Annotated in this window: 16 protein-coding genes and 1 pseudogene; 6 read left to right on the top strand and 11 right to left on the bottom strand. The window is 68.2% G+C overall.

Annotation, left to right across the window (positions count from 1 at the left end):
• The first annotated feature begins 8 nt into the window (after positions 1-8).
• Entirely contained in the window at positions 9-938 is a 930-nt protein-coding gene (locus AADH62_RS05485; RefSeq protein ID WP_341578632.1) for an LLM class F420-dependent oxidoreductase, read from the top strand.
• 11 nt (positions 939-949) lie between these two features.
• Here AADH62_RS05485 and AADH62_RS05490 read toward each other — a convergent pair whose 3' ends face one another.
• The gene (locus tag AADH62_RS05490; protein WP_341578750.1) at positions 950-1387 is read right to left on the bottom strand and encodes a nucleoside deaminase; all 438 of its coding nucleotides are present in this window, start codon (positions 1385-1387) and stop codon (positions 950-952) included.
• Positions 1388-1446: 59 nt separating this feature from the next.
• On the opposite strand from AADH62_RS05490, the gene upp reads away from it, so the two are divergent.
• The gene (upp, locus tag AADH62_RS05495) at positions 1447-2079 is read left to right on the top strand and encodes a uracil phosphoribosyltransferase (protein WP_341578633.1); all 633 of its coding nucleotides are present in this window, start codon (positions 1447-1449) and stop codon (positions 2077-2079) included.
• A gap of 36 nt (positions 2080-2115) precedes the next feature.
• On the opposite strand, the gene AADH62_RS05500 is transcribed toward upp, so the two are convergent.
• Both AADH62_RS05500 and AADH62_RS05505 read right to left on the bottom strand, forming a co-directional pair.
• Positions 2116-3117 (bottom strand): magnesium and cobalt transport protein CorA, encoded by a 1002-nt coding sequence (locus tag AADH62_RS05500; RefSeq protein WP_341578634.1) that lies wholly within the window; start codon positions 3115-3117, stop codon positions 2116-2118.
• Positions 3118-3162: 45 nt separating this feature from the next.
• A complete protein-coding gene (locus AADH62_RS05505; RefSeq protein WP_341578751.1) occupies positions 3163-6807 on the bottom strand; it encodes a TM0106 family RecB-like putative nuclease in 3645 nt (1214 codons plus the stop codon).
• 118 nt (positions 6808-6925) lie between these two features.
• On the opposite strand from AADH62_RS05505, the gene AADH62_RS05510 reads away from it, so the two are divergent.
• Positions 6926-9004 (top strand): NAD(+) synthase, encoded by a 2079-nt coding sequence (locus AADH62_RS05510; protein ID WP_341578635.1) that lies wholly within the window; start codon positions 6926-6928, stop codon positions 9002-9004.
• A 180-nt stretch (positions 9005-9184) separates the two neighbouring features.
• On the opposite strand, the gene AADH62_RS05515 is transcribed toward AADH62_RS05510, so the two are convergent.
• Positions 9185-9766, bottom strand: coding sequence for a hypothetical protein (locus AADH62_RS05515; protein WP_341578752.1), 582 nt, complete (start codon positions 9764-9766; stop codon positions 9185-9187).
• Positions 9767-9859: 93 nt separating this feature from the next.
• Between AADH62_RS05515 and AADH62_RS05520 the strand changes: the two genes are divergently transcribed.
• On the top strand, positions 9860-10417 hold the full coding sequence (locus AADH62_RS05520) for a nucleoside phosphorylase (RefSeq protein WP_341578636.1): 558 nt from the start codon (positions 9860-9862) through the stop codon (positions 10415-10417).
• 24 nt (positions 10418-10441) lie between these two features.
• Here the strand turns inward: AADH62_RS05520 and AADH62_RS05525 are convergent, their stop codons facing one another.
• The 7 genes and pseudogenes from AADH62_RS05525 to AADH62_RS05555 all read right to left on the bottom strand — a co-directional run.
• The gene (locus tag AADH62_RS05525; RefSeq protein ID WP_425355647.1) at positions 10442-11968 is read right to left on the bottom strand and encodes an MFS transporter; all 1527 of its coding nucleotides are present in this window, start codon (positions 11966-11968) and stop codon (positions 10442-10444) included.
• A gap of 56 nt (positions 11969-12024) precedes the next feature.
• The gene (locus AADH62_RS05530; RefSeq protein ID WP_292735029.1) at positions 12025-15003 is read right to left on the bottom strand and encodes an AAA family ATPase; all 2979 of its coding nucleotides are present in this window, start codon (positions 15001-15003) and stop codon (positions 12025-12027) included.
• Entirely contained in the window at positions 15000-16154 is a 1155-nt protein-coding gene (locus AADH62_RS05535) for an exonuclease SbcCD subunit D (protein WP_292735026.1), read from the bottom strand. Before AADH62_RS05535 ends, AADH62_RS05530 begins: the two co-directional genes overlap by 4 nt.
• A 41-nt stretch (positions 16155-16195) precedes the next feature.
• Positions 16196-17305: a LacI family DNA-binding transcriptional regulator gene (locus AADH62_RS05540; RefSeq protein WP_341578637.1), complete on the bottom strand. Its 1110-nt coding sequence runs from the start codon at positions 17303-17305 to the stop codon at positions 16196-16198.
• A gap of 187 nt (positions 17306-17492) precedes the next feature.
• Positions 17493-17786 carry a GNAT family N-acetyltransferase gene (locus AADH62_RS05545; RefSeq protein ID WP_341578638.1) on the bottom strand — a complete coding sequence of 98 codons (294 nt, stop codon included), beginning with the start codon at positions 17784-17786 and terminating at the stop codon, positions 17493-17495.
• A gap of 65 nt (positions 17787-17851) precedes the next feature.
• Positions 17852-19279, bottom strand: a complete 1428-nt coding sequence (locus AADH62_RS05550; protein WP_341578639.1) for a GH1 family beta-glucosidase — start codon at positions 19277-19279, stop codon at positions 17852-17854.
• Positions 19280-19296: 17 nt separating this feature from the next.
• Positions 19297-19663, bottom strand: a pseudogene (locus AADH62_RS05555) (hypothetical protein); the annotation flags it as partial.
• Between the two features lie 521 nt (positions 19664-20184).
• Between AADH62_RS05555 and AADH62_RS05560 the strand changes: the two are divergent.
• Both AADH62_RS05560 and AADH62_RS05565 read left to right on the top strand, forming a co-directional pair.
• The gene (locus AADH62_RS05560; RefSeq protein WP_341578640.1) at positions 20185-20874 is read left to right on the top strand and encodes a winged helix-turn-helix domain-containing protein; all 690 of its coding nucleotides are present in this window, start codon (positions 20185-20187) and stop codon (positions 20872-20874) included.
• A gap of 51 nt (positions 20875-20925) precedes the next feature.
• The gene (locus AADH62_RS05565) at positions 20926-21876 is read left to right on the top strand and encodes a DNA-3-methyladenine glycosylase 2 family protein (RefSeq protein WP_341578641.1); all 951 of its coding nucleotides are present in this window, start codon (positions 20926-20928) and stop codon (positions 21874-21876) included.
• The last annotated feature ends 141 nt before the right edge of the window (positions 21877-22017 follow it).

Below are 22017 nucleotides of genomic sequence, written 5' to 3' on the forward strand. Positions count from 1 at the left end.
AGGCAACCATGGAGTATTGCGTCTTCACCGAGCCACAGCAGGGGTTCTCGTACGCGCAGCAGCTGGCCAGCGCCCCGGCAACGGAACGCCTCGGGTTCGACGGCTGGTTCCGCTCGGACCACTACCTCGCCATGGGTGCCGGTGACCCGCTCCCCGGCCCGACGGATGCCTGGACAACCCTTGCCGGGCTCGCGCGGGAAACCGAGCGGGTGCGCCTGGGCACACTCGTCTCGCCGGTGACCTTCCGTCATCCCGGGATCCTCGCCATTCAGGTGGCGCAGGTCGACGAGATGTCGGGGGGCCGCGCCGAACTCGGCCTCGGGACGGGGTGGTTCGAGCAAGAGCACGAGGCCTACGGCATCCCGTTCCCCGCGAGGCGATTCGACCTGTTCGAAGAGCAGCTCGAGGTGATCACCGGCCTCTGGGCAACACCCGAAGGTCAGACCTTCGACCACGAAGGCACTGTCTACCGACTGACCCAGTCACCGGCGCTGCCCAAACCCGTGCAACCGCAGGTTCCCGTCATCATCGGCGGCGGCGGGCTCACACGCACCCCCGCGCTGGCGGCACGGTTCGCCACAGAGTTCAACATCGGTTTCCAACCCGAGGACAAGGTCGCCGACGCTTTCGAACGCGTGCGGCAGGCATGCGTCGATGCCGGGCGGGACCCGGGTTCACTCAAGCTCTCGGTCGCGCTGCCCACCGTGGTCGGCCGCGACGACGCCACTCTCGGCCGGCGCCTGGCCGCAATCGGCCGGGAGCGCACCGGCGACGAGGGTGAGGCGATGTTCTTCGGCGGTGCCGACGAGATCATCCCGAAGGTCGAGCGCCTGGCTGCGCTGGGAGCGACCCGGATCTACTTCCAGCAGGTCGATCTGACCGATCTCGACCAGCTCGAGGAACTCGGGACCGCCATCCTTCCCCACCTGCCCCGCTAGCGGCGCTTGGGTCAGGCGTCGCGTCGGGCGGCGAAGAAGTCGCGCAGCACGGATGCCGCGGCATCCGCCTCCACGCCCGCGATCACTTCGGCGCGAACCGGGAGCCGACGATCCCGCACGACGTCGTAGAGCGATCCGGCAGCTCCCGCCTTGTCGTCCCACGCGCCGAAGACCAGCCGGGAAACGTGCGCCTGGAGCAGGGCTCCGGCGCACATGAGACACGGCTCGAGCGTCACGACCAGGGTGCACCCCTCCAGATTCCACGAGGCCCGGGTCTGGGCTGCCGCCCTCATCGCGACTACCTCGGCATGCGCTGTCGGATCGGTCGTCGCCTCGCGTCGGTTGCGGCCCTCACCGATGACCGCCCCTGTCTCATCGAGAACGACGGCGCCGACCGGAACCTCGCCGGCTCCTCCGGCTTCGCGCGCCAACTCGAGCGCGCGACCCATCGCCGAGAGGTCAGTGTCGGCGTGGGTCACGCCACGAGCCTAGGACTACTCTGAGGCGTATGCGCTTGCACGTCGCCGATCACCCGCTCATCACGCACAAGCTCACCGTCCTACGGGACGAGCGCACGCCCTCGCCGGTCTTCCGGCAACTGACCGAAGAACTCGTGACCCTTCTTGCCTACGAGGCGACCCGCAACGTCCGGGTATCCGAGATCACCATCCGCACGCCCGTGACCGAAACAACCGGCGTGAAGATCAGCGAGCCGCGCCCGATCGTCGTTCCGATCCTGCGCGCGGGCCTCGGAATGCTCGACGGGATGGTGAAGCTCCTCCCCACCGCCGAGGTCGGCTTCCTCGGCATGGTGCGCAACGAAGAGACCCTCGAGCCCACGACGTACGCCGAGCGCCTGCCCGCGGACCTCAGCGACCGGCAGTGCTTCGTGCTCGATCCGATGCTGGCAACCGGCGGCTCGCTCGGCATGGCAATCGATTTCCTCTTCGACCGCGGTGCACAGGACGTCACGGCGATCTGCCTGCTCGGCGCGCCGGAGGGGGTGGCCGCGATCGAGAAGCAGGTCGCCGGGCGCGATGTGACCCTGGTGCTCGGCGCCATCGACGAGCGCCTCAACGAGCGCGGCTACATCGTGCCGGGCCTCGGCGACGCCGGCGACCGCCTGTACGGCACGGTCTGACGGGCCGCGGACCCGATCGTGCCCACAGGCTGGGCGCTAGAGCCACTTGCGCGAGCGGAAGATCGCGTACAGCCCGCCCGCGAACGCGAGCATCATCCCGATCGCCATGGGGTAACCCCACGGCCAATGAAGCTCGGGCATGTCATCGAAGTTCATCCCGTAGATTCCGGCGATGAGGCTCGGCGCGAAGATGATCGCCGCCCAGCCTGAGATCTTCTTGACCTGCTCGTCCTGACGCATCGACACTTCGGTGTGATGGCGCGCCACCAGAGCGGAGTGCACCGTCAGTGCCTTGTCGAGTAGAGCCTGGGATGACTGGACGCGCTCGCTCACGCGGGTGACGTTATCGAGGACGTCCCGCATATGGCGGCGCAGTTCCAGATCGACGTCGAACTTCTCGTACCCGCGTCGAAGGCGCTCGATCATTCCGATCAGCGGGTGAACCGCCCGCCCGAACGCAGCGGCCTCACCGTAGAGCTCGTAAATCCGCCGCGAGAGGAACTCGTCGTTGGCGTCGCCGAAGAGCTGATCTTCGATCTCGTCGATGTCGTTCTCGATGCCCCCGATGACTGGCTCATAGTCGTCTACCACCCGGTCGAGCACCGCGTAGAGAACTGCCTCGGAACCGAGCCGCAACAGCTCGGGTGTGCTCTCGAGCCGCTGTCGCACCGCGGCAAGATCGGGAGACTCCGCGAGACGGATACTGATCACAAAGCCGTGTCCTACGAAGAGGTGGACCTCGCCGAACTCCACCCGTTCTCGAGCGTCGTCGTAGCGCGCCGGGCGCAACACGACGAACAGGGTGCGGTCGTAGCGCTCCACCTTCGCGCGTTGGTGACCCGTCGAGCCATCCTCGACCGCGAGCGGGTGAAGGTCGAACTCCCGCGAAACCGAGTCCCACTCCTCAGCGGTGGGTCGGTACAGACCGATCCACGCGAACCCGTGGAGCTCTTGGCGCAGCCGGTACGCCTCCTCAAGCGACGTCGGGCTCTCGACCCGCACCCCGTCGACATAGATGGCACTATCGATGACCGGCATGATGTACTCCCGAGATCCGAGGCGCGAGCGAGCCTCGGCCGGATCCTAGCCGACGGGGGTATCGCCGCCGGGAACCACCGCACTCATCGCGGGAACCGCCGAAGCAGCATCCATCGCCCTGCCCGTCTCGGTGGGTACGGCCCCGACCAACCGCGCAAATCCGCTCAGGCGAGCCACTCCCTCGGGCGTGCGCGGAAGGTCGTCCAGCAGCCCCGGCGAGTAGACGATATAGGCAGTGTGCATCGCCCGCGAGATGGCGACGTTCAGGCGATTGCGCAGCAGCAGAAACTCAAGCCCTCGGGGTGCGTCTCGACCCGAGGATGCCGCGAGCGACACGACCGCGACAGCAGCCTCCTGGCCCTGAAAACGGTCGACGGTCCCGACCGGAACCCCGTCGAAACCGGCTGCCGACAGGGCTGACTCCACGAGCACCTGCTGCGCGTTGTAGGGCGTGACGACGATGATGTCCGAGGCCTGCAGCGGCCGGGATGTCGCGCTGGTCACCGAGCTGTCGCGGTCGTCCACGACGACATCCGTCCACGAGCGCCCGACGAGATCGCGCACGATCGCGACGACGGTCTCGGCCTCCTCCGGTGACTGGGTAGCCCGGCCGCGATGACGAACCGGCACGGGAACGACGCCGGCCGTGACACCCTCGAGGCGCCGGAGCGCCGTGCTGGGGTGAGCGCGCAGCGCACCGCGGTACGACAGGTCCGAGACCGGGGCCGTGACCGCGGGATGCATCCGCCGCGAAGCCGCAAGGAAGCGTCCGAAGCTCGACGGGATGACGTCTTCGCCGTCCATGATCCATCCGAGCGCCGACGTATCGACCGGCTCCGGATGCGTCCCCTGACTCACCTGCGGAAGCTGCTGCGGATCGCCAATGAGCAGCAGCCGCGGCGCTGCAAGCGAGACGGCGATCGTGGATGCGAGGGAGAACTGACCGGCCTCGTCGATGACGAGCAGGTCGAGACTCCCGCGCGGCACACGACCTTCGTGGCTGAAGTCCCACGCCGTCCCGCCGACGACAAAACCGGTTGCCGCGTTCTCGGCAGCGAACGCGGCAACACCGTTCTTGGGGATCACGGTGAAGGGCACGTCGGCGTCGGCATCCTTCGGCGCCTTGCCGACTCGAGAAGCGGGTACCCCCGCTGCGATGACACGGCCGAGCATGTGCTCGACCACCGCGTGCGATTGGGCGACGACTCCCACCCGGAAGCCGTGCTCGGCGACGAGCCGCTGAATCACGTGCGAACCGACGTACGTCTTGCCGGTACCCGGAGGTCCCTGCACCGACAGGGCACTGTGGTCGAGGCGGAGCACTGCTTCGACGAGCGCGTCGACGTCGTCAGCGTCCGCAGCAGCGGTCGCCGGCTCAGCCGCGAGCAATCGGGCGGGTAGGCGCCGCAGGATGTCGGATGCCGGGTCTTTCGGGAATCTCGGATGGGCGTCGATGACGGCAGCCGCCCACGCGTCGATGGCGGTCTGCTGACTTGCCGCGCGAGGTGGGGCGGCCGGCGTCAGCGCGATCGGCAGGTCCTGCCAGGTGAAGCCCTCGACGGCTCGCTCTTCGATGACCACACCGTCCTCGAGCTCCTCGATGACGCTGACCCGATGATCGGCGTGAATCCACCGCGCTGCGGCGGCGAATGGGAAGGGCGCGGGCAGCTCGTAGATCGCGAAGGGGTCGGCGCCGGGGCGGAGCCTCGTGCCGGGCGCGAGCTCGCCCCGCACCTCGATCACGCGCCGGTCTGCTCGAGAACCCTCGGGCCTGTGCCAGTCCTCACGAATGCGGGAACGCGCCGGGTCCACGGCAACAACGTCTCGCGTGTCTTCCCACAGCGACATCGGTTCGCGAAGCCGCAGGTAGTGGGTGGCCCAGAACGACTTCGCCTCACGCGGGTAGTAGTCGATCGCTGCGGCGGCGAGGCGCAGTGCCTGCGCATCAGCCTCATCGGAGGTCTCACCCGCCAGGCGCAGCAGAGTTGTCGCCTGCGGCGAAGGTTCGTAGCCGGTCTCGCTCGGTTCCGGATTCGCGGCCGGGCGCCGACCCGTCTCGCGAGCGCGGTCGACGAGCCAATCGCGCAGGCGCCGGGTCGAGACGCAGTCGTAGCGGTTGTAGTCGGCGATGTCATCGAGGATGGCCTGCGCGGCATCCGCGTCCCCGTCTTCGGCGAGCGCCCGCGCCTCGACGTATCTCACGATCGAGTCATCGCCGCGCTGCACATCGCTCGTGCGGACCTCGTCGCCCATGTACAGGGGCTCGAGTTTCTTGATCGAGTACGAACGCGACCCCACGCGCAGCGCGCGTCTGACCACGGGATAGAGGTCGACGAAGACCCCATCACGCAGGAGGCGATCGACTTCTGCCTCCCGAACCCCGTATCGGGCAGCCATCTGCAGGAGGTGCGTGGGTTCGTAGGGCGCGTAGTGGTAGATGTGCATGGCGGGGTGTGCCGCACGGCGTACCGCGACCATGTCGAGAAACGTCTCGAGGGCTGTCCGCTCGTCGGCGAAGGAGTGGGCCCAGAGCGCGCTGTACTGCTCGCGATCATCGACCCAGCCGAACAGATAGTCCAGACCCCACGAGATCGTCTGCTCGGGTCCCCGCGCATCACCATCGACCGCCTCGGTGTAGAGCGGGTCACCCTCGAAGTCGAAGAAGAGGTCGCCGTGGTCGGGCCTTGGCAAAGCTGCCAGCGCGGCCGGCGCGACGACCTCGAACGGCGGTGGTGCTGGCGCGGCAGGGGCACCGGGTACGGCATCCCCCGCGGCCGACGAGTCGAAGGCGCCCACCCCGGCGGCCGTTCGCAGCTGCAGTCTCGCCTGGGTCTGCAGCATCGCGAAGGTGTCGGGGTTCATCCCCGCCGGCGTCGCGCTCGCATCGACCAGGTCATCGATCGTGCGGATGCCGGCTGCCTGCATCCGTTCGCGCTGGACGGGACGAATGCCTGCCACCAGCAACAGATCCCGCGTTGCGACGACCTCGAGCTCGCACGTCGGGCACCTGCCGCACGCGACGACTCCCAGCTCGTCGCGCGGGTCATCCCACGCGATCGGCACGGATGTCGAGAGCCGGTCTGCCAGCAGCGCCCGCAGTCGCTGGCGGCGCAGCGCATAGACCGGCAGGAGGTCGTCGACGCGGTGGGTGCTGGTCGATCCGTCGCCGAGCAACAGCTGGACCTCACTGGATCGGGGCACCCCGAGCTGGTCGAGCCGATCGACGTATGCCGCGAGCTGCATGAGCGCGGTGACTCGCGCGTGGCGGGCGAGCTTGGTGTCCTGCACGATCCAGCGCCCGCCCGAATCCCGCAGCAGGAAGTCCGCGAAACCCACGAACTCGTCATCGGCGAAGGTCGCCTGGTAGATGACGCTCACCCGGTCGGAACGCAGCGCGTCGTTGGTCAGCTCGACGGCGCGGGCAAGAGCCTCGGCATCCGAGGAAACGGTCTCGGGAATCTCGACGACGGTATCGCCTAATCGTTCGCGGTAGGCCTCGAGGGTTCGATGCTCGTGGACGCCACCCAGCCGCCCTGCGCGCTCCAGAGTGAGATCGACCGGGTCCTCCACCGGATCGACTCGACCGAGCTTCGCGTCGATAGCCCGCACCCAGGCGAACTCGCACTCGGCGGCGGCCTTGAGGTCACTCGCGCTCCAGACGAACCGGCGCTCGCTCTCGATGTATCGCATGATGCCTTTCCGCTCCCGACGATAGCCGGGGCATCCGACACGGCCCAGCCAGGATGCCTGGCCGGGTGCAGTCGCGGGCTTCTCGGCGCGGCAGGACGCGAAGTGCGAGACTGGAGGCGTGAGCACGAGCCTGCCGTTCGAAAGCGCGTACCGCCACGGCTTCGCGCGCGTCGCGGCGTGCACGATCCCGGTGGCGGTAGCCGACCCCGCGACCAACGCCGAAGCGGTTCTCGCGGCAGCGCGCGAGTGCGATGCGGATGCCGTCGCCGTCGCCGTGTTCCCCGAGCTGTGCCTGTCGGGCTACGCCATTGACGACCTCGTCATGCAGGACGCGCTTCTAGACGGCGTCACCCGCGCCATCGAGCGGATCGTGGCGGCATCCGTCGGCCTCTTCCCCGTGCTGGTGGTCGGCGCCCCGCTGCACCATCGCAACCGCCTCTACAACTGCGCGGTCATCATCCATCGCGGCGAGGTACTCGGCGTGGTTCCGAAGGCGTACCTGCCCACGTACCGCGAGTTCTACGAGCGGCGCTGGTACGCGCCGGGTGAGGCGTGGTCGGGCGAGGCGATCCGGATCGGCGCTCTCGAGACCGTCTTCGGCACGAACCTGCTCTTCGAGGCGCGTGATGTCGCGGGTCTCGTGGTGCACGTCGAGGTGTGCGAAGACATGTGGGTGCCCGTTCCGCCGTCATCCCCGGCAGCACTGGCGGGAGCGAGCGTCATCGCCAACCTCTCGGGAAGCCCGATCACCATCGCCCGCGCCGATGACCGTCGCATCCTCGTGCAGTCCCAGTCGCTACGGTGCCTGAGCGCCTACGTCTACGCTGCAGCGGGCCTGGGCGAATCGACGAACGACGTGTCGTGGGACGGCCAGACGATGGTCTACGAAGCCGGCACGCTGCTGGCCGAGACCGAGCGCTTCCCCGACGGACCCCGCCGCAGCGTCGCCGACGTCGATCTCGACAGGCTGCGTCAAGACCGCATCCGTCAGGGCACCTTCGACGACAACCGCAGTGCACTCGGCGCCGATGACTTCCTCAGGATCGAGTTCGTCCTCGATCCGCCTGCCACGGATGTCGGACTTCGCCGTCACCTCGATCGGTTCCCGTTCGTGCCCGACGACCCTGCCCGCCTTGCCCAGGACTGCTACGAGGCCTTCAATATTCAGGTCGAGGGCCTCGTGCAGCGGATGCGGGCGATCGGCAACCCGAAACCCGTCATCGGCGTCAGCGGTGGGCTCGACTCCACCCACGCCCTGCTCGTCGTCGCCCGGGCGATGGATCGGATGGGGCGGCCGCGCTCCGACATCCTCGCGTATACGCTCCCCGGCTTTGCAACCAGCGACCACACGAAGTCCAATGCCGTAGCCATGGCGACGGCCATCGGCGCCTCGATCGAGACGATCGACATCCGTGCCACGGCATCCGAGATCCTCCGCAGCATCGGACACGCCTTCAGCCAGGGCGAGCCGGTCTACGACGTCACGTTCGAGAACGTGCAGGCCGGAGTCCGCACTGACCTGCTGTTCCGTCTGGCGAACCAGAACGGCGGCATCGTCATCGGAACCTCCGACATGTCGGAGCTCGCGCTCGGCTGGGCCACCTATGGCGTCGGTGACCACATGAGCCACTACGCCGTGAATGCCGGGGTCCCGAAGACCCTCATCCAGCACCTCATCCGGTGGGTCATCGCGCACGGCGAAGACCAGGGAGCCGCTGCTCTCACCCCCGAAGCGACCACCGTGCTGCAGTCGGTGCTCGACACCGAGATCAGCCCCGAGCTCGTGCCCGCTGACCAGGACGGCAAGATCCAGTCGACCCAGGACCGCATCGGCCCGTATGCGCTGCACGACTTCACCCTCTTCCACGTGCTGCGGTACGGCTTCCGCCCGTCGAAGATCGCGTTCCTCGCCGAACAGGCGTGGCGGGACGCTGACGCCGGCGCGTGGCCCCCGGGGTTCCCGCTCGACGAGCGCTACGACTACGACCGAGAGACCGTCGTGCGCTGGCTACGGGTGTTCCTGCAGCGCTTCTTCGGGTTCGCACAGTTCAAGCGGTCAGCCATCCCGAACGGTCCGAAGGTGTCGCCTGCTGGGTCCCTGTCGCCGCGCGGCGACTGGCGTGCACCCTCGGACGGCAACGCCCGGGTGTGGCTTGCGGAACTGGATGCCGCGCTCAGCCCGGCATCCGACGCCTGAGCATCCACTCTCCTTTGTTCAGTCGCGCCGTCGCGCGGCATGGAGGCTGCATCACCCGCACATCAGCGCGACCGAATGGTCGGGTCCCGAGTTCGGTCGCGCCCAATCGCGAGTTCAGGCATCCACCACCCACCTCATGGCGCGACCGAACGAAAATCCCGGAAGTCGGAGCCGCCTTCCTCACACGGGGGTGCGGGCGTCCTCGGCGTCGGCGAAGGCGAGCGTCACGACGAAGCCATCGCGGGAGAGATCGAGGATCGTGTACTGCGCCCTGCGGTCGGGGACCCACCCCCGCTGCCGGGTCGCGTCGAGTTTGACCACATCGGGCACAACGCGCGCACCGCGGCCATCGGCTTCGCGCACGGCCTGCACGCGCGTCCAATGGTCGATGAGGTTCAGGATGTTGGACTCGTCGAACAGGTGCGAGTGACGCTGCATCTCATGGATCGTGGCCTCGTCGGGATGCAGGTCGCGGATGTCGAGCCCGATCGTGTACGGCTGATCGGTGAGAGCGACGACGGTTGCCGCGCGGAAGCTCGCGTTGCGGATGTGCAGCGGTAGTTCTTTGCCCTCAACGCTCGCGAACAGCTGCGTGTGGAACCCGAACTGAGCCGGGGCTTCCCGCTCGACCCTGACGTCCTTCGGGTCGAGCTTGAGCTTGGCGGCGACGAGTTCCTTGGCCAGGAGGCGCTTGCGATCGTGTTCGCTCATCGACGGGTCCCACCCGAGCCGCACGTCGATCCCGTCGGGAGTTTCCAACACCACAGACTTCACTTGCGTCCTCCTGTCGTCGCCTCCCATCTTCGCCGCTGAGCGTGAACCCGTACACCTCGAAACGCCAGACAAAATGAAGGCATGAGACTTCTCGTTGCGGCCCTCGACCGCGAGCTGGTTGCGTTTCCCGACGAGCTTCCCGGCTTCGACCGCCTTGTCACGGGCCCGGGAAAACTCCAGGCGACGCATGCGCTGACGCGCGCCCTGGAACGCGGCGACTACGACGAGATCGTCGTCGTAGGCACCGCCGGCGCCATCCACGAGGATGTCGAGGCCACCGTGCACGAGGTCACTGCCGCGATCCAACACGATGTGACCGACCTCGACAATGTCGTGGGGCAGCACGTGTCACTCCCGGCCATGCTCTCGTTCGGCGGGAGTGGCCACACGATCGCGACCGGCGACCACTTCGTGGACGATGCGGACGCCGCCGCAGGCATCCGTGATCTCGGCGCGTCCCTCGTCGATATGGAGGTCTACGCGTATGTGTGGGTCGCTCAGCAGTACAACGTGCCGATCCGGGTGCTCAAGGCCGTGTCGGATCGCGCCCAGGACGGCGCGCGGTGGGACTGGGGCGAAGCGACGGATGCCTGCAGTGTGCTGCTCCTGGAGAGGGTGCGCCGAGACTACGGTCTCTGAGGCCGCTAGCTCGGAGCTCCTGGCTCAGGTCGGTCCCGCGCGACGCTCCTCAGCCTCGTCGGCTTCGGCATCCCGTGCCGCAGCTCGGCGCCGGGACAGGTCGACGATCGAGACGACGAACGCCAGCGCGATGAAGAGGGCGACTGACGACATCCCGATGAGATAGGCGTCGTGGTAGACGGCCAGCGAGTCCCGGTTTCCGGTCTCGCGATAGATCGTGGCGTAGAACAGAGCGAGAGCGACGGCAGTGCCGACGGCAGTACCGATGCGCTGACCGAGTTGGCCCACCGAGCCGGCAAGGCCTCCCTCGGATACCGGCACGTCCGCGAGCGCGAGGGTCTGGTTCGGTGAGATGACGAGCCCTCCCCCGAGGCCTCCGACGATCATCACGGCGCCCATCAGCCACGGAGTCAGCGCGGGCGTCGCGAACATGGCGACGAGCACGAGACCGACCGCCGAGACCAGGACCATGATGAGTCCACCGACGACCAACGGGCGACCGATGCGGGTCACGAGATTGCCGCCGACCCAGGAGGCCACCGCGCTCGGGAGCGCGAAGCCGATGGTGACCATCCCTGCGAAGACGGGCTCGAGCTCGAGCCCCGTCTGCAGGTACAGGGTGGTCAGCAGGAACAGGGCGGGGAGGGCCGCGAAGTACGAGGTAGCGAGCAGGGTGCCGTTGCGATAGGACGCGATGCGAAACAGCGAGAACGGGATCAGTGGCGCATGCCCGCGGGCGGCGTAGCGCCGTTCCCAGGCGACGAAGAGGGCCGCGAACAGGACGAAGACGGTCAGCAACCACCACCGACGTGGGTCGTCGTCGGGTGAGCCCGTGGTGAACAGGAACGGCCACATCAGGGCGAGCACCGTCACGCCGAACAGAACCACACCGATCGGGTCGAGAGCTATGCGGCGCCCGGTGTGGATCCGAGTGGTCGGAAGTACCCAGACCGCGGCGGCGATCGCGGCGATTCCCAGCGGAACGTTCATCCAGAAGATCCAGCGCCAGCCGTCATCCGGACCGCCGAGGGCGATCATGAGCCCACCGAGCGTCGGTCCGAACGCCGTGGCGAGCCCGATCGTGGCTCCGAACAGACCGAACGCGCGCCCCCGCTCGGCCCCCTGGAAAATCTGCTGAATCAAGCCGAGGACCTGCGGCATCTGGATGCCGGCAGCAACACCCTGTAGCAATCGGAAGACCATGAGGACCACGATGTTCGGAGCCAGCGCGCACCCAAGACTTGCGAGAGTGAACAGGATCAGGCCCACCAGAAACAGCGCGCGGCGGGAACGCTGGTCGCCCAAGCGCCCCATGGGAACCAAGAACAGACCGAAGGTCAGGACGTAGCCCGAGACGATCAACTGGAGCTCGGTGGAACCGGCGCCCAGAGCATGCTCGATCGAGGGCAGCGCAACATTGACCTTCGACAGGTCAAGGATCGTGATCGCCGCGACGGATGCCGCGACGGCAAACGCTCGCCACCGCGCGGCGTTGGTGAGCGGGATCGTGGTGGTTCGTGGCTGCGACGACGCTCCCGAATCCGAACTCACCCTGCCAGCGTATGCCCCTGTCGAGTGGACGCGGCCCGTCACGGCGGCGCTCGCGATCAGAGCAGGCTGGGCGCGGCCTCCGTGATCACCCTTGAGCCGTGCGGCGACGCTTCGACAAGGATGCCGATCGGCAGCTGCTCTTTCATCGCCTCGACGTGGCTGATGACGCCGATCGTGCGGCCACCCGAGCGCAGGTCGTCGAGGGTCCGCAGCGCGAGCTCGAGGGTCTCGGCATCCAGCGATCCGAACCCCTCATCGATGAACAGCGTGTCAAGCCGGATGCCGCCCGCGCGGCTCGTGACGACCTCTGCCAGGCCCAGGGCAAGAGCGAGTGAGGCAAGGAAGGTCTCGCCACCGGAGAGTGACTGGGGCGGACGCGATCGTCCCGTGTACGCGTCGTGGACGTGTAGCCCGAGGCCCGAAGCTGCACCTCGCCGCGCAAGTGCGTCGGTGTGCTCCAGGCGATAGCGCCCGTCGGACATATCGGCGAGGCGCAGGTTCGCGGCTGCGACGATCTCTTCGAGTTCGGCGGCGAGCACGAACGTCTCGAGCGTCATGCGCATGGTGTTCGGGGCGCGCCCGGCGAGTGTGTCGGCCAGACGGACGAGCATCCGGTGCCGCTCGCGCCGCTGCTCGCCGTCCTGGTTGAGCCTCTCGATTGCCGCGCGCACGTCGCCGAAACGTGCAACGCGTTCGCGGACCGCTGCCAGTTCGGCGACGGCACGCTGCCACGTCTCCCGGGCTGCCGTTGCCTCGCGGAGCGACGCGTCAGTGTCGATGAGGTCATCGGGGGCATCGGCGAGCTGCAGTTCGAGCTCGAGCAGGCGCTCCTTCGCGATGCGCTTGGCGGCGTCGTGATCGCTCAGCCGCGACGAAAGGTCTTCGAGCTGCATCGGTGTGAGCAGCGCGGCACGTGCTGACGGCGCATCAGGGAACGAGGACGCCGCGACTCCCGCGTCGAGCTCGCGATCGGCATCCCGTACCCGTTCGAGCGCGAGCTCGTGGGCACGGCGAGCCTCCGCGAGCGACTGCGCCATTCGTCGCCGAGCCTCGGCGTCGGCGATCCGTGCGTGAACGCTGGGGAAAGGACCGCGCGCAGTAGCGACGGCTTCCTCGGCCTCCGTGATCCGCCCGCCCAGTACGGTGCGGGCCGTGTCGAGTTCTGTCAGGCGAGCGGCAGCCTCGTCCAGCTCTCGCCGCAGTTCGTTCTCGCGTGCCTCGAGTTCGCCTCGCAGACAACGGGCGCGATCGAGCGCCTCGGTTGCGCGCTCGGCGAGCTCGAGCCGGGACTGGCTCTCGCGTTGACGCGCATGAAGTTCGTCGACCGAACCTCGCGCCCGAGCACGCGCGGCGTCGACGCGCGCGGTGACCGCGGTGTGACGTGCGGCGCTCTCGCGATCCGCCGCCAGGGCGCGGTCGCGATCCTCTTCGGCGGCCGCGAGGACGGCATCCGTGACGGGATCGTGGTTGCTCGGAGCGGGCTCGGGGTGATCCAGCGACCCGCACACGGGGCAGGGATCGTCATCCGTGAGCCCGTCGGCAAGCTCCGCGGCGAACCCGGCCAGGCGCCGACGCATCAGCTGTCCCCACGCTGCCACAGCTTCCTCGACGGCACGCGACGCCGTGAGCCGGTCAGCGCTCGCGTCGACAAGCTCACCTGCCGCGGTTTCAGCCTCTCGCGCGGCGACCAGGCGCATGGCTAGGTCTTCGCTCTCGGCGCGGGCGGCATCGAGTCCAGCCGCAGCGATGGACAGTTTTTCGATCTCGTCGCCGAGCCGCGCCCGCTCCTGCTCAGCCACGGTGAGCGCGTCGCGTGTCACCGCAAGAACCGCCCGAACCGCCTCCGCTTGGGTGGTTGCGCGGTTCAGATCGGCGCGGTACATAGCGAGCTGCTGCTCGGCATCTTCGGCATCCTGCCATCGCGCGATGTCGCCCGTAAGAGCCTGAGCCGCGGCGAACAACTCGTCGACAGTGAGGGCGGTGTCTACCCCCGCGACAGCGTCAGCGAGTATCGACGCCTCGCTCTTGCCCGTCGCCTCGACGTCGGCGTGAGCACGGCCCGCCTCTTCGATCGCGGCGCGCAGCGGCTCCGCAGCGCGGGCTCTCTCGAGGAGCACTCGATCCGGCCCGAGTCTCTCGGATTCGATCTCGATCGCTGCCAGATGCTCGCGCGCGGCGTTGCGCTGTTGTTGCTGCTCGCGCAACTGGCGCACGCGGGTGTGCTCGCCCTCCGCGGCGGCGAGAGCCTCCTCGGCCCGGTCAACGGCGTCGGCGCGGGTTTGCAGGTCGTACCCGGCGCGGGCGGCCAGCCGCTCGAGGTCGACCGTCTCGTCGGGAACGAGCCATCCGGCCTCTCGTGCGAGCGTTTCGATGTCACTCTGCAGGCTTTGCAGGTGCCCGGTGTCGCGCTCCTGTTCGCGCTCGGACTCGCGGCGGCGTTCGTCGAGCCGCTTCTCGTAGTCCTCGTAGATCTGGGTGCCGAACAGCGTTCGGAGCACCCGCTGCCGGTCGGTGTTTCCGGCCAGCAGGAACTGCGAGAAACGGTTCTGGGCGAGCAGGATCACCTGCAGGAACTGCTGGTGGGAAAGGCCGACGACCTCGTCGATCGCGTGGCCCACGTCGCGCGGACCCGCCGCATAACCTACCCACCGCTCGCCGCCATCCGCGTCCGTCTCCAGCCGCTCCAGCAGCGCGTCGGCGGCGACGACTGTCATGCCGGTGCCGCGGCGCTTGGGGCGTTCGTAGTCCGGCGACCGCGAGATGCGCCACCGGTCACTTCCGGTGCTGAACTCCAGCGTGACCTGCGTCGGATCGTCGGGGCCGCAGTGATCGCTGCGCAGGCGACGATCGACGCCGTCATAGCGCGGGACCGTGCCGTAGAGGGCGAAGCAGATCGCATCGAGGATGCTGGACTTGCCCGCTCCGGTGCGACCGGCGATCACGAACACCCCCGACGGGGCCAGTGCGTCGAGGTCGACATCCTGCCGTTCGCGGAACGGACCGAACCCCTCGATCTGGACCCTGTGGATCCTCACGCGAGGGCCTCCGCGACCGCGCGATCGGCGAGCACGTCAGCGATGAGCGCGGCCTCGGCTTCGCTCGCTCCCTCGCCCTCGCGGACGTGGGCAAGGAACGCATCGATCAGTTCGACGTGGGTCTGGGCTGTCCGGACGCGGCCCGCGTAGGTCTGCTCGTCACGGTCGTGCCGGCTCTCGGGAGCGTGCACGACGGCGGCGCAGAAGGGGAAGCGCGCTTGCAGGCGGCGCAGCGGATCCCGTTGCGGCGTCGCATCCGTGTATTCGGCCCGCACCCACGCATTCGCGGCGTGCTCGTGGTCGGCGCCGGAGCACAGGTCATCGAGCGTCCCGCGAATTGTGACGAGGCGGCGGGGTATCGGCAGATCGAGCCAGGCGACAGAGGCCTCGCCGGTTGCCGAGAGATCGACAAGCCAGGAGCCGCGCGGCTTGTCTGCCTCGCCGAAGCTGTAGTGCAACGGTGCTCCCGCGTACCGCACCGCGGGGGCCAGCTGCTGACGACCGTGGATGTGTCCGAGTGCGACGTAGTCGATGCCCTCGAATTCGGCGAGGGGGACGACGTCGAGTCCGCCCTGCTGGATGTCTCGTTCGAGGCCGGGTGTGGGATCGACCCCCGCGGCGAAACAGTGCGACACGACGATCGAGCGACCACCCCGCGTAGCACGGTCTGCGCGAATGAGTCCCATCGCGTGAGCGATGGCGTCGTGCTGCGTGCGGAGCTTCTCGCCGGGCCAGGTCCGGCGCAGCAGTGCCGGTTCGAGGTAGGGGATGCCGTAGACGTGGACGGGCCCGTGCGCGTCGGTCAGCGTGATCGGCGCGTCGAGCGTCGCCGGGTCGGTCAGAACGTGAATCCCCGACCGCAAAAGGCCGGATTGGAATCCCAGGCGGGCCGCCGAATCGTGGTTGCCGCTGGTCACGACCACGGCAGCACCGGCGTCAGCGAGCCCCGAGAGCGTGTCGGTGAGCAGCGTGTAGCACTCGGCCGGCGGCGTCGATGAGTCGAAGACATCGCCCGCGACGATCACGAGATCGACGGAGTTGTCTCGAACCTGGTCGGTGAGCGCATCGAGCACCTCCCGCAGCGCTGGCAGCGTCGAGTGGCCGTGGAACGACCTCCCGATGTGCCAGTCGGAGGTGTGGAGGATGCGCATGCCCTCACGCTACGGCGGGCTCCCGACATCCGCTCCGAGGCTCACGGGGATACGGCGGCCTCACGCGGGGCGGATGCCGCTGCGCGGGCGCCCACACCCGTCCGTCCCGGGCCGGGAGCTGCCACAGACTCGCGCATCCGCAACGGCATCGGAACGCGCCGGATCCGCCGCCCGTCGGGAGCATCATCGTCCAGCAGCACCTGAAGCGCCAGCGCTCCCAGTTCGTAGTGGGGCAGCGCGAAGGTCGTCAGTCGCGGACGCAGCCAACTCGCGAGCTGATGGTCGTCGAACGAAACGATCGAGAAGTCGCTGGGAATCGACAGTCCCGCCTCGTGAATCGCCTGGTAGGCACCGAAGGCCAGGCGGTCGTTGAAGGTGATGATGGCCTCACCGCGCACGCCGGTGTCCAACAGCGAACGAGTGGCAGCCCATCCGTCCTCAGGCAGCCACACGGAGCACAGCCGTGCACTGGCGGGCTCCAGCCCGTCTTCGGCCAGGGCATCGAGAATGCCGCGCAACCGCTCGGACCCCGCGACAGTCTGCACCGGAACGTCGTCGGGTCCCGGGCCCGCGCCGAGGAGGTGGATACGGGAGTGCCCTGCCGCCCGGAGAACCTCGACTGCAGCGCGTCCGGCGGCGTACTCGTCGGGGACGATGGAGGGGACGGTTCCGACGGCGCTGTCTTCGGGAAGAGCGTTCAGCAGCACGACGCTTCGAGGATCGATTCCCGCGGGCACCGCACGCACACGCGTGAACATCGACGCGATGATGAGGCCATCGACCTGGCGGTCGATCATGCCCTGCACGAGGCGCCGCTCTTCGTCGGGGGCACCCTCGGTCTCACCGATGAAGAGCATGTACCCGCTTCGGTGGGCGTATTCCAGAGCGCCCTTGATGAGGTCGCCGGCCAGCTGCGAGGTAGCCACCGTGTCGGAGACGAAGCCGATCGTCCGGCTAGACCCGCGGCGCAACGCTGACGAGAGGATGTTGGGCCGATACGCGAGCTCTGCTGCGACGCGGCGCACGCGCTGCTGCGCTGCCTCGGAGATCCGCAGTTCGTCCCCACGATCCGACAGCACGAGCGAAGCGGTCGTCCGCGAGACACCGGCAGCGGCAGCGACATTGGCGAGGGTCACGCGCTTCGACTTCACGGCGTTCCTCCTTCGTTCGCAGCATCCTAGAGCGACCCGGGAGCAAGCGCTTCGCCGCGGCGCAAGCCAACAAACTGGCCGATATTGCCACATTCGTCGCGAACAGTTGGCGCGTACGGTCGCCTCTTCTCGGCAAGACGACCATATGCGCCGATAATCCGCGTCAGCGCCCCGCTGGCGCGGTTGCTCAGGCGCGAGCTTTGAGGATGCCGGCGTGCTCGGGGTGCCGCTCGAACCATTCGGCGACGTACCAGCACACCGGGATGACCTCGCGGTCGCCGCGCGCCTCCAGCTCCGCGACGGCGCGCGCAACGATCTCGGCCGCGTAGCCCTTGCCCCGGAAGGGTGGTGGCGTGAACGCCCGGGTGAGGGCGACGGAACGGCCGTCGTCGTTGTAATCGAGCGCGCTGACCAGATCGTCACCCACGTGCAGGGTGTACCGGGAGGCATCCTTCTGGTCGGCGAACCGCGTCTCGCTCATGCCTCCAGCGTACGCTCGCGCAGAAGGCGCGGCGTCGGTGTTGCGCCGGATGACGCAGCCGCTCGCTACGCGGGGATCCGGTGGGTTGCGACCAGCTCCTGGTACCACCTGCCGCTGTCTTTCACGGTGCGCTCGAGGGTGTCGAAGTCGACGCGCACGATGCCGAACCGCTTGGCGTACCCGTAGCCCCACTCGAAGTTGTCGAGCAGGGACCAGACGAAATACCCGCGCAGATCGACGCCACGGGCCATCGCGCGGTGGGCCGCGGTGATGTGGCGCCGCAGGTAGTCGAGCCGCTCCGGGTCGGGCACCGATCCGTCGGCCGCCACGACGTCGTCGAAGGCCGCGCCGTTCTCGGTGACCATGAGCGCTTGTTGCGGGAATTGCTCGCGCAACGAGACGAGCAGTTCCTCGAGCCCCTCGGGGGCGATGTTCCAGCCCATGGCCGTGTACGGGCCAGGCTGCTCCACGAACTCGACGAGCTGGTCGCTGCCGGGCCACGCGGTGCCGCCCTCGGCGCCCTTGTGTCCGTCGTTCTGCTGCTTCGGTGAGACGCCGTCCCACATGCGCACTGTCGCGGTCGAGTAGTAGTTGACACCGAGCACATCGATCGGCTGATGGATGTCGGCAAGATCACCCTCGCGCACGAACGACCAGTCGGTCACTGACGCCGTGTCCTCCAGCAGATCCGCGGGGTACTCCCCGCGCAGTATCGGTCCCGTGAACGCCCGGTTCGCGAGAGCGTCGATCCGGCGCATCGCCTCCGAGGCGCCGTCTCCCTCGCCGCGCAGGACGTGGAAGTTGAGCGTGACGGAGTACTGCGGGTCGCCGGTGGACGTCTCGCGTAACGCCTGCACGGCATGCCCGTGCGCGAGGTTGAGGTGATGCACGGCCGCGAGAGCCGCTGCCGGCTCGTGACGACCCGGCGCATGACCGCCCTGACCGTACCCCAGATACGCCGAGCACCACGGCTCGTTCAACGTTGTCCAGGTGTGCACCCGGTCACCGAACGCCGCGCCCACGACCCTCGCGTATTCCTCGAACGCGTCAACTGTCGCGCGGTTCGCCCAACCACCGGCATCCTCGAGCGGCTGCGGCAGGTCCCAGTGGTACAGCGTCGCTACCGGCTTTATGCCCCGGGCGAGCAGACCGTCGATGAGTCGCGAGTAGAAGTCGAGTCCTGCCTGGTTCACGGCACCGCGCCCCGTCGGCACAATGCGGGGCCACGCGATCGAGAACCGGTAGGCGTCGAGGGCCAGCTCGGCCATGAGGTCGAGGTCGCTCTCCCACCGGTGGTAATGGTCGCAGGCGACATCCCCGGTGTCGCCGTTCCACACCTTGCCCGGCGTCTTGCTGAAGGTGTCCCAGATCGAGGGTCCGCGCCCGTCCTCGTCGAACGCACCTTCCACCTGGTACGACGCTGTCGCCGAACCGAACGTGAAATCGTCAGGGAAGACCAGGCCGGAATCACGGTAGTCAGGAGATCCGGTCATTGCTCGCTCACTCTCGATCATTCTCCTTCGGTGACCGCGGCGCGGTCGACCTCGAACGTCTCGACCCGCCCGTCGGGGGTGGTCACCGTGACGCTAGCAATCCCCTCTCCCCCCGGGAAGACACGAAGCGCGAGTCCGTCGAGATAGTCGTAGTCGGGCCTGTCATCGCGCGCACCCCAGGGCAGGACTGCGCCGGGGCGCACGTACAGCGGCACGCTGTCGAACCCGTGGACCTCGGTGCGCCATCCGCTACCCTCGACGCGCTCGCCAGTCAACAGGTGGGTCCATGCGCCGGGCGGGAGAGTGGGAGCTCAGCAGGCCGAAGGCAGTCCACCGCTTGAACACCGCCGGATCGGGTGTGCCCTCGAATCCACCGATGTCGTGGCAAATCCACGTGCTTGCCTGGTGTTCGAAGCGCTTCGCTGAACGCTTCGACGGCGATAGTACGCACAGGTGGATGCCGACCGCAACCCTTTTGTCTTTGCGAACAACAAGCCGTGACCTGGTCGCGACCCACACCGCGCGACTGACGAAGTGTCACCATCAACCTCCTCCCCGTGAGCAGATTGCTCGCGGAATACCGGGGGATCAGGGCGCGATGCCCGGGATTTGACGCACTTCGACACTGTCGGTCATAATCGGCCGCATGACTGACAACGCGCATGTTCTGTCCGCCTGGGAGGCGAACGGTACTGCCGGCATGATGATGGCCGGCCGCTCAGTCATGTGTTGTCGAATGTGTCGCTGACGACACCTCAGCGGGGCTCGTTCTGCGATCCAGATCGCACCGCCCCCTAGCCCTCTCGCAGAGCGCACCCATCAGAACTGCGCTCGACACCGACCGCCGGGTCACCGCAACACCTCTGCCCGAACCAGCCGGGCCCTCCGCAAGGACCATCATCCCCATGTCGAACACCGCCCTCCTCACCCGCCCCGCTCCCACCCGTCACCTGCACGCCGTGCCTCCGATCGCCGAGGAGCCCGCCGCACGCACTCCCCGCGGCTTCGCTCTGTATGTCGGTCTCGATGAGACCAAAGCCGCCGCTGCCGGCGTTTCACTCCCGGTTCTCGTCGATGCACTGCGCCGCACCCTGGCCGAGCTCGCACCGGATGCCGAAACCTACGCCACCGTCGCACTCGCCCCTCGCGGCGCCGGCGGACGCGATGTCGATGTCGTGCGCCGCGCGCTGCGTGAGCCGTCGGCCATCGCCGCGGTCACTGCTGCCACCGAACCCGAAGACACCGACCGTTCCGCACGCGGTGTCGTCTTCGATATCTCACGCAAGCGCATCGTCATCGACGGCGAAACAGCGCCGTTCACCTTCACGGAGTTCGAGCTGCTCCAGTACTTGGTGCTGCGCGAAGGCCGAACGATCGAGCGGGCGGAACTGGTCTCCTCGCTGTGGCAGAGCGCCGAGGACGGCGAGGTGCCCGGAGAACGCACGATCGATGTGCACGTCCGACGCCTGCGTTCGAAGCTTGGACGCTACGAAGACATCGTTCGCACAGTGCGTGGCGTCGGATACCGCTTCGACCGCCACGCCGACGTCGTCATCCGGTACGGCCACGGCGCGCCGTCGCCCGACCGGTTCTAGGCAGCGCGCGGCCACCGCACGGGTGTCAGCGGGCGCCCGTATCGTGTTGGCATGACCTCGCTCGCACCGAGCCCCACCGCTTCCGCGGCGGCGATCGAGATGGTCTACCGGCCTCGGCATCCGCTGAACCTCGCTGCCACCGTGCTGTTCCAGCGACGCGGTTCGCACGACCCCACGATGGCAACGGCAGGGTCGGTGATCTGGCGCGCCAGCCGCACCCCCCAGGGTGTTGCGACGCTCGCTCTTCGCGGCACCTCCGACGGCTCAGTGCGCGCTGCGGCCTGGGGTGAGGGAGCTGATTGGGCCCTCAACCAGGTTCCCGCGCTGTGCGGCGCCCACGACGACACGAGTGGGTTCGACCCCTCGCGGCATCCGTTGATCGCCGACCTCGCACATCGTCACCCCGGCCTGCGCCTGAGCCGTACCGACCTCGTGTTCGACGCTCTGGCCAGCTCGGTCTTCGAACAGAAGGTCACCGGCATCCAGGCCTTCGGCGCCTGGCGACGAGTAGTGACCGCCCACGGAACGCGCGCCCCCGGTCCCACCCCGCGGCCCATGTTCGCCCCGCCATCGATCGAGGGCTGGCATCGCATCCCATCGTGGGACTGGCACCGCGCCGGACTCGAGCCCCCGCAAGCTCGCACGATCGTCCAGCTTGCGGCGCGAGGGGCTTCGATCGTTCGCGCCGTTCACGCTGCCTCCGACATCGAGGACGTGGATCGCATCCTGCTCAGCCAATCCGGTATCGGGCCGTGGAGCTCAGCCGAGACACGCATCAAGGCGTTCGGCGACCCGGATGCTGTCAGTGTCGGCGACTATCACCTCGCGCACGAGGTCGGGTACGCCCTGACCGGCTCGCGCACCGATGACGACGGGATGCTGGAGCTTCTTTCGCCGTGGGCGGGCCACCGGCAGCGCGTCATTCGACTCCTGGGAGCCGGCGGCCCCCGCGAACCGCGACGCGGTGCGCGCCTTCACCCCGAAGACCACCGCTCCCGCTGACTTCGGCTCCCTACTCGTCTTCAGGGGCGAGATCTCCTTGCCCCTCCTCGCTGAGATCGGCGCGCAACGGATCCTCACCCTGCGTCTCGGGCTGGATGTCAGGATCGGTGGGACTTGACAGCCCGGTCGGCGGTTGAAGCG

It is taken from the genome of Microbacterium schleiferi, assembly GCF_038150145.1.
Classification (GTDB): Bacteria; Actinomycetota; Actinomycetes; order Actinomycetales; family Microbacteriaceae; genus Microbacterium; species Microbacterium schleiferi_B.

Excerpts from the sequence above, each read along its gene's own strand:
- AADH62_RS05565 (WP_341578641.1), top strand. The coding sequence starts at position 20,926 with ATGACCTCGCTCGCACCGAGCCCCACCGCTTCCGCGGCGGCGATCGAG.
- AADH62_RS05520 (WP_341578636.1), top strand. The coding sequence starts at position 9,860 with ATGAGACTTCTCGTTGCGGCCCTCGACCGCGAGCTGGTTGCGTTTCCC.
- AADH62_RS05500 (WP_341578634.1), bottom strand. The coding sequence starts at position 3,117 with ATGCCGGTCATCGATAGTGCCATCTATGTCGACGGGGTGCGGGTCGAG.
- upp (WP_341578633.1), top strand. The coding sequence starts at position 1,447 with ATGCGCTTGCACGTCGCCGATCACCCGCTCATCACGCACAAGCTCACC.
- AADH62_RS05485 (WP_341578632.1), top strand. The coding sequence starts at position 9 with ATGGAGTATTGCGTCTTCACCGAGCCACAGCAGGGGTTCTCGTACGCG.
- AADH62_RS05505 (WP_341578751.1), bottom strand. The coding sequence starts at position 6,807 with ATGCGATACATCGAGAGCGAGCGCCGGTTCGTCTGGAGCGCGAGTGAC.
- AADH62_RS05560 (WP_341578640.1), top strand. The coding sequence starts at position 20,185 with ATGTCGAACACCGCCCTCCTCACCCGCCCCGCTCCCACCCGTCACCTG.
- AADH62_RS05550 (WP_341578639.1), bottom strand. The coding sequence starts at position 19,279 with ATGACCGGATCTCCTGACTACCGTGATTCCGGCCTGGTCTTCCCTGAC.
- AADH62_RS05545 (WP_341578638.1), bottom strand. The coding sequence starts at position 17,786 with ATGAGCGAGACGCGGTTCGCCGACCAGAAGGATGCCTCCCGGTACACC.
- AADH62_RS05535 (WP_292735026.1), bottom strand. The coding sequence starts at position 16,154 with ATGCGCATCCTCCACACCTCCGACTGGCACATCGGGAGGTCGTTCCAC.
- AADH62_RS05490 (WP_341578750.1), bottom strand. The coding sequence starts at position 1,387 with ATGGGTCGCGCGCTCGAGTTGGCGCGCGAAGCCGGAGGAGCCGGCGAG.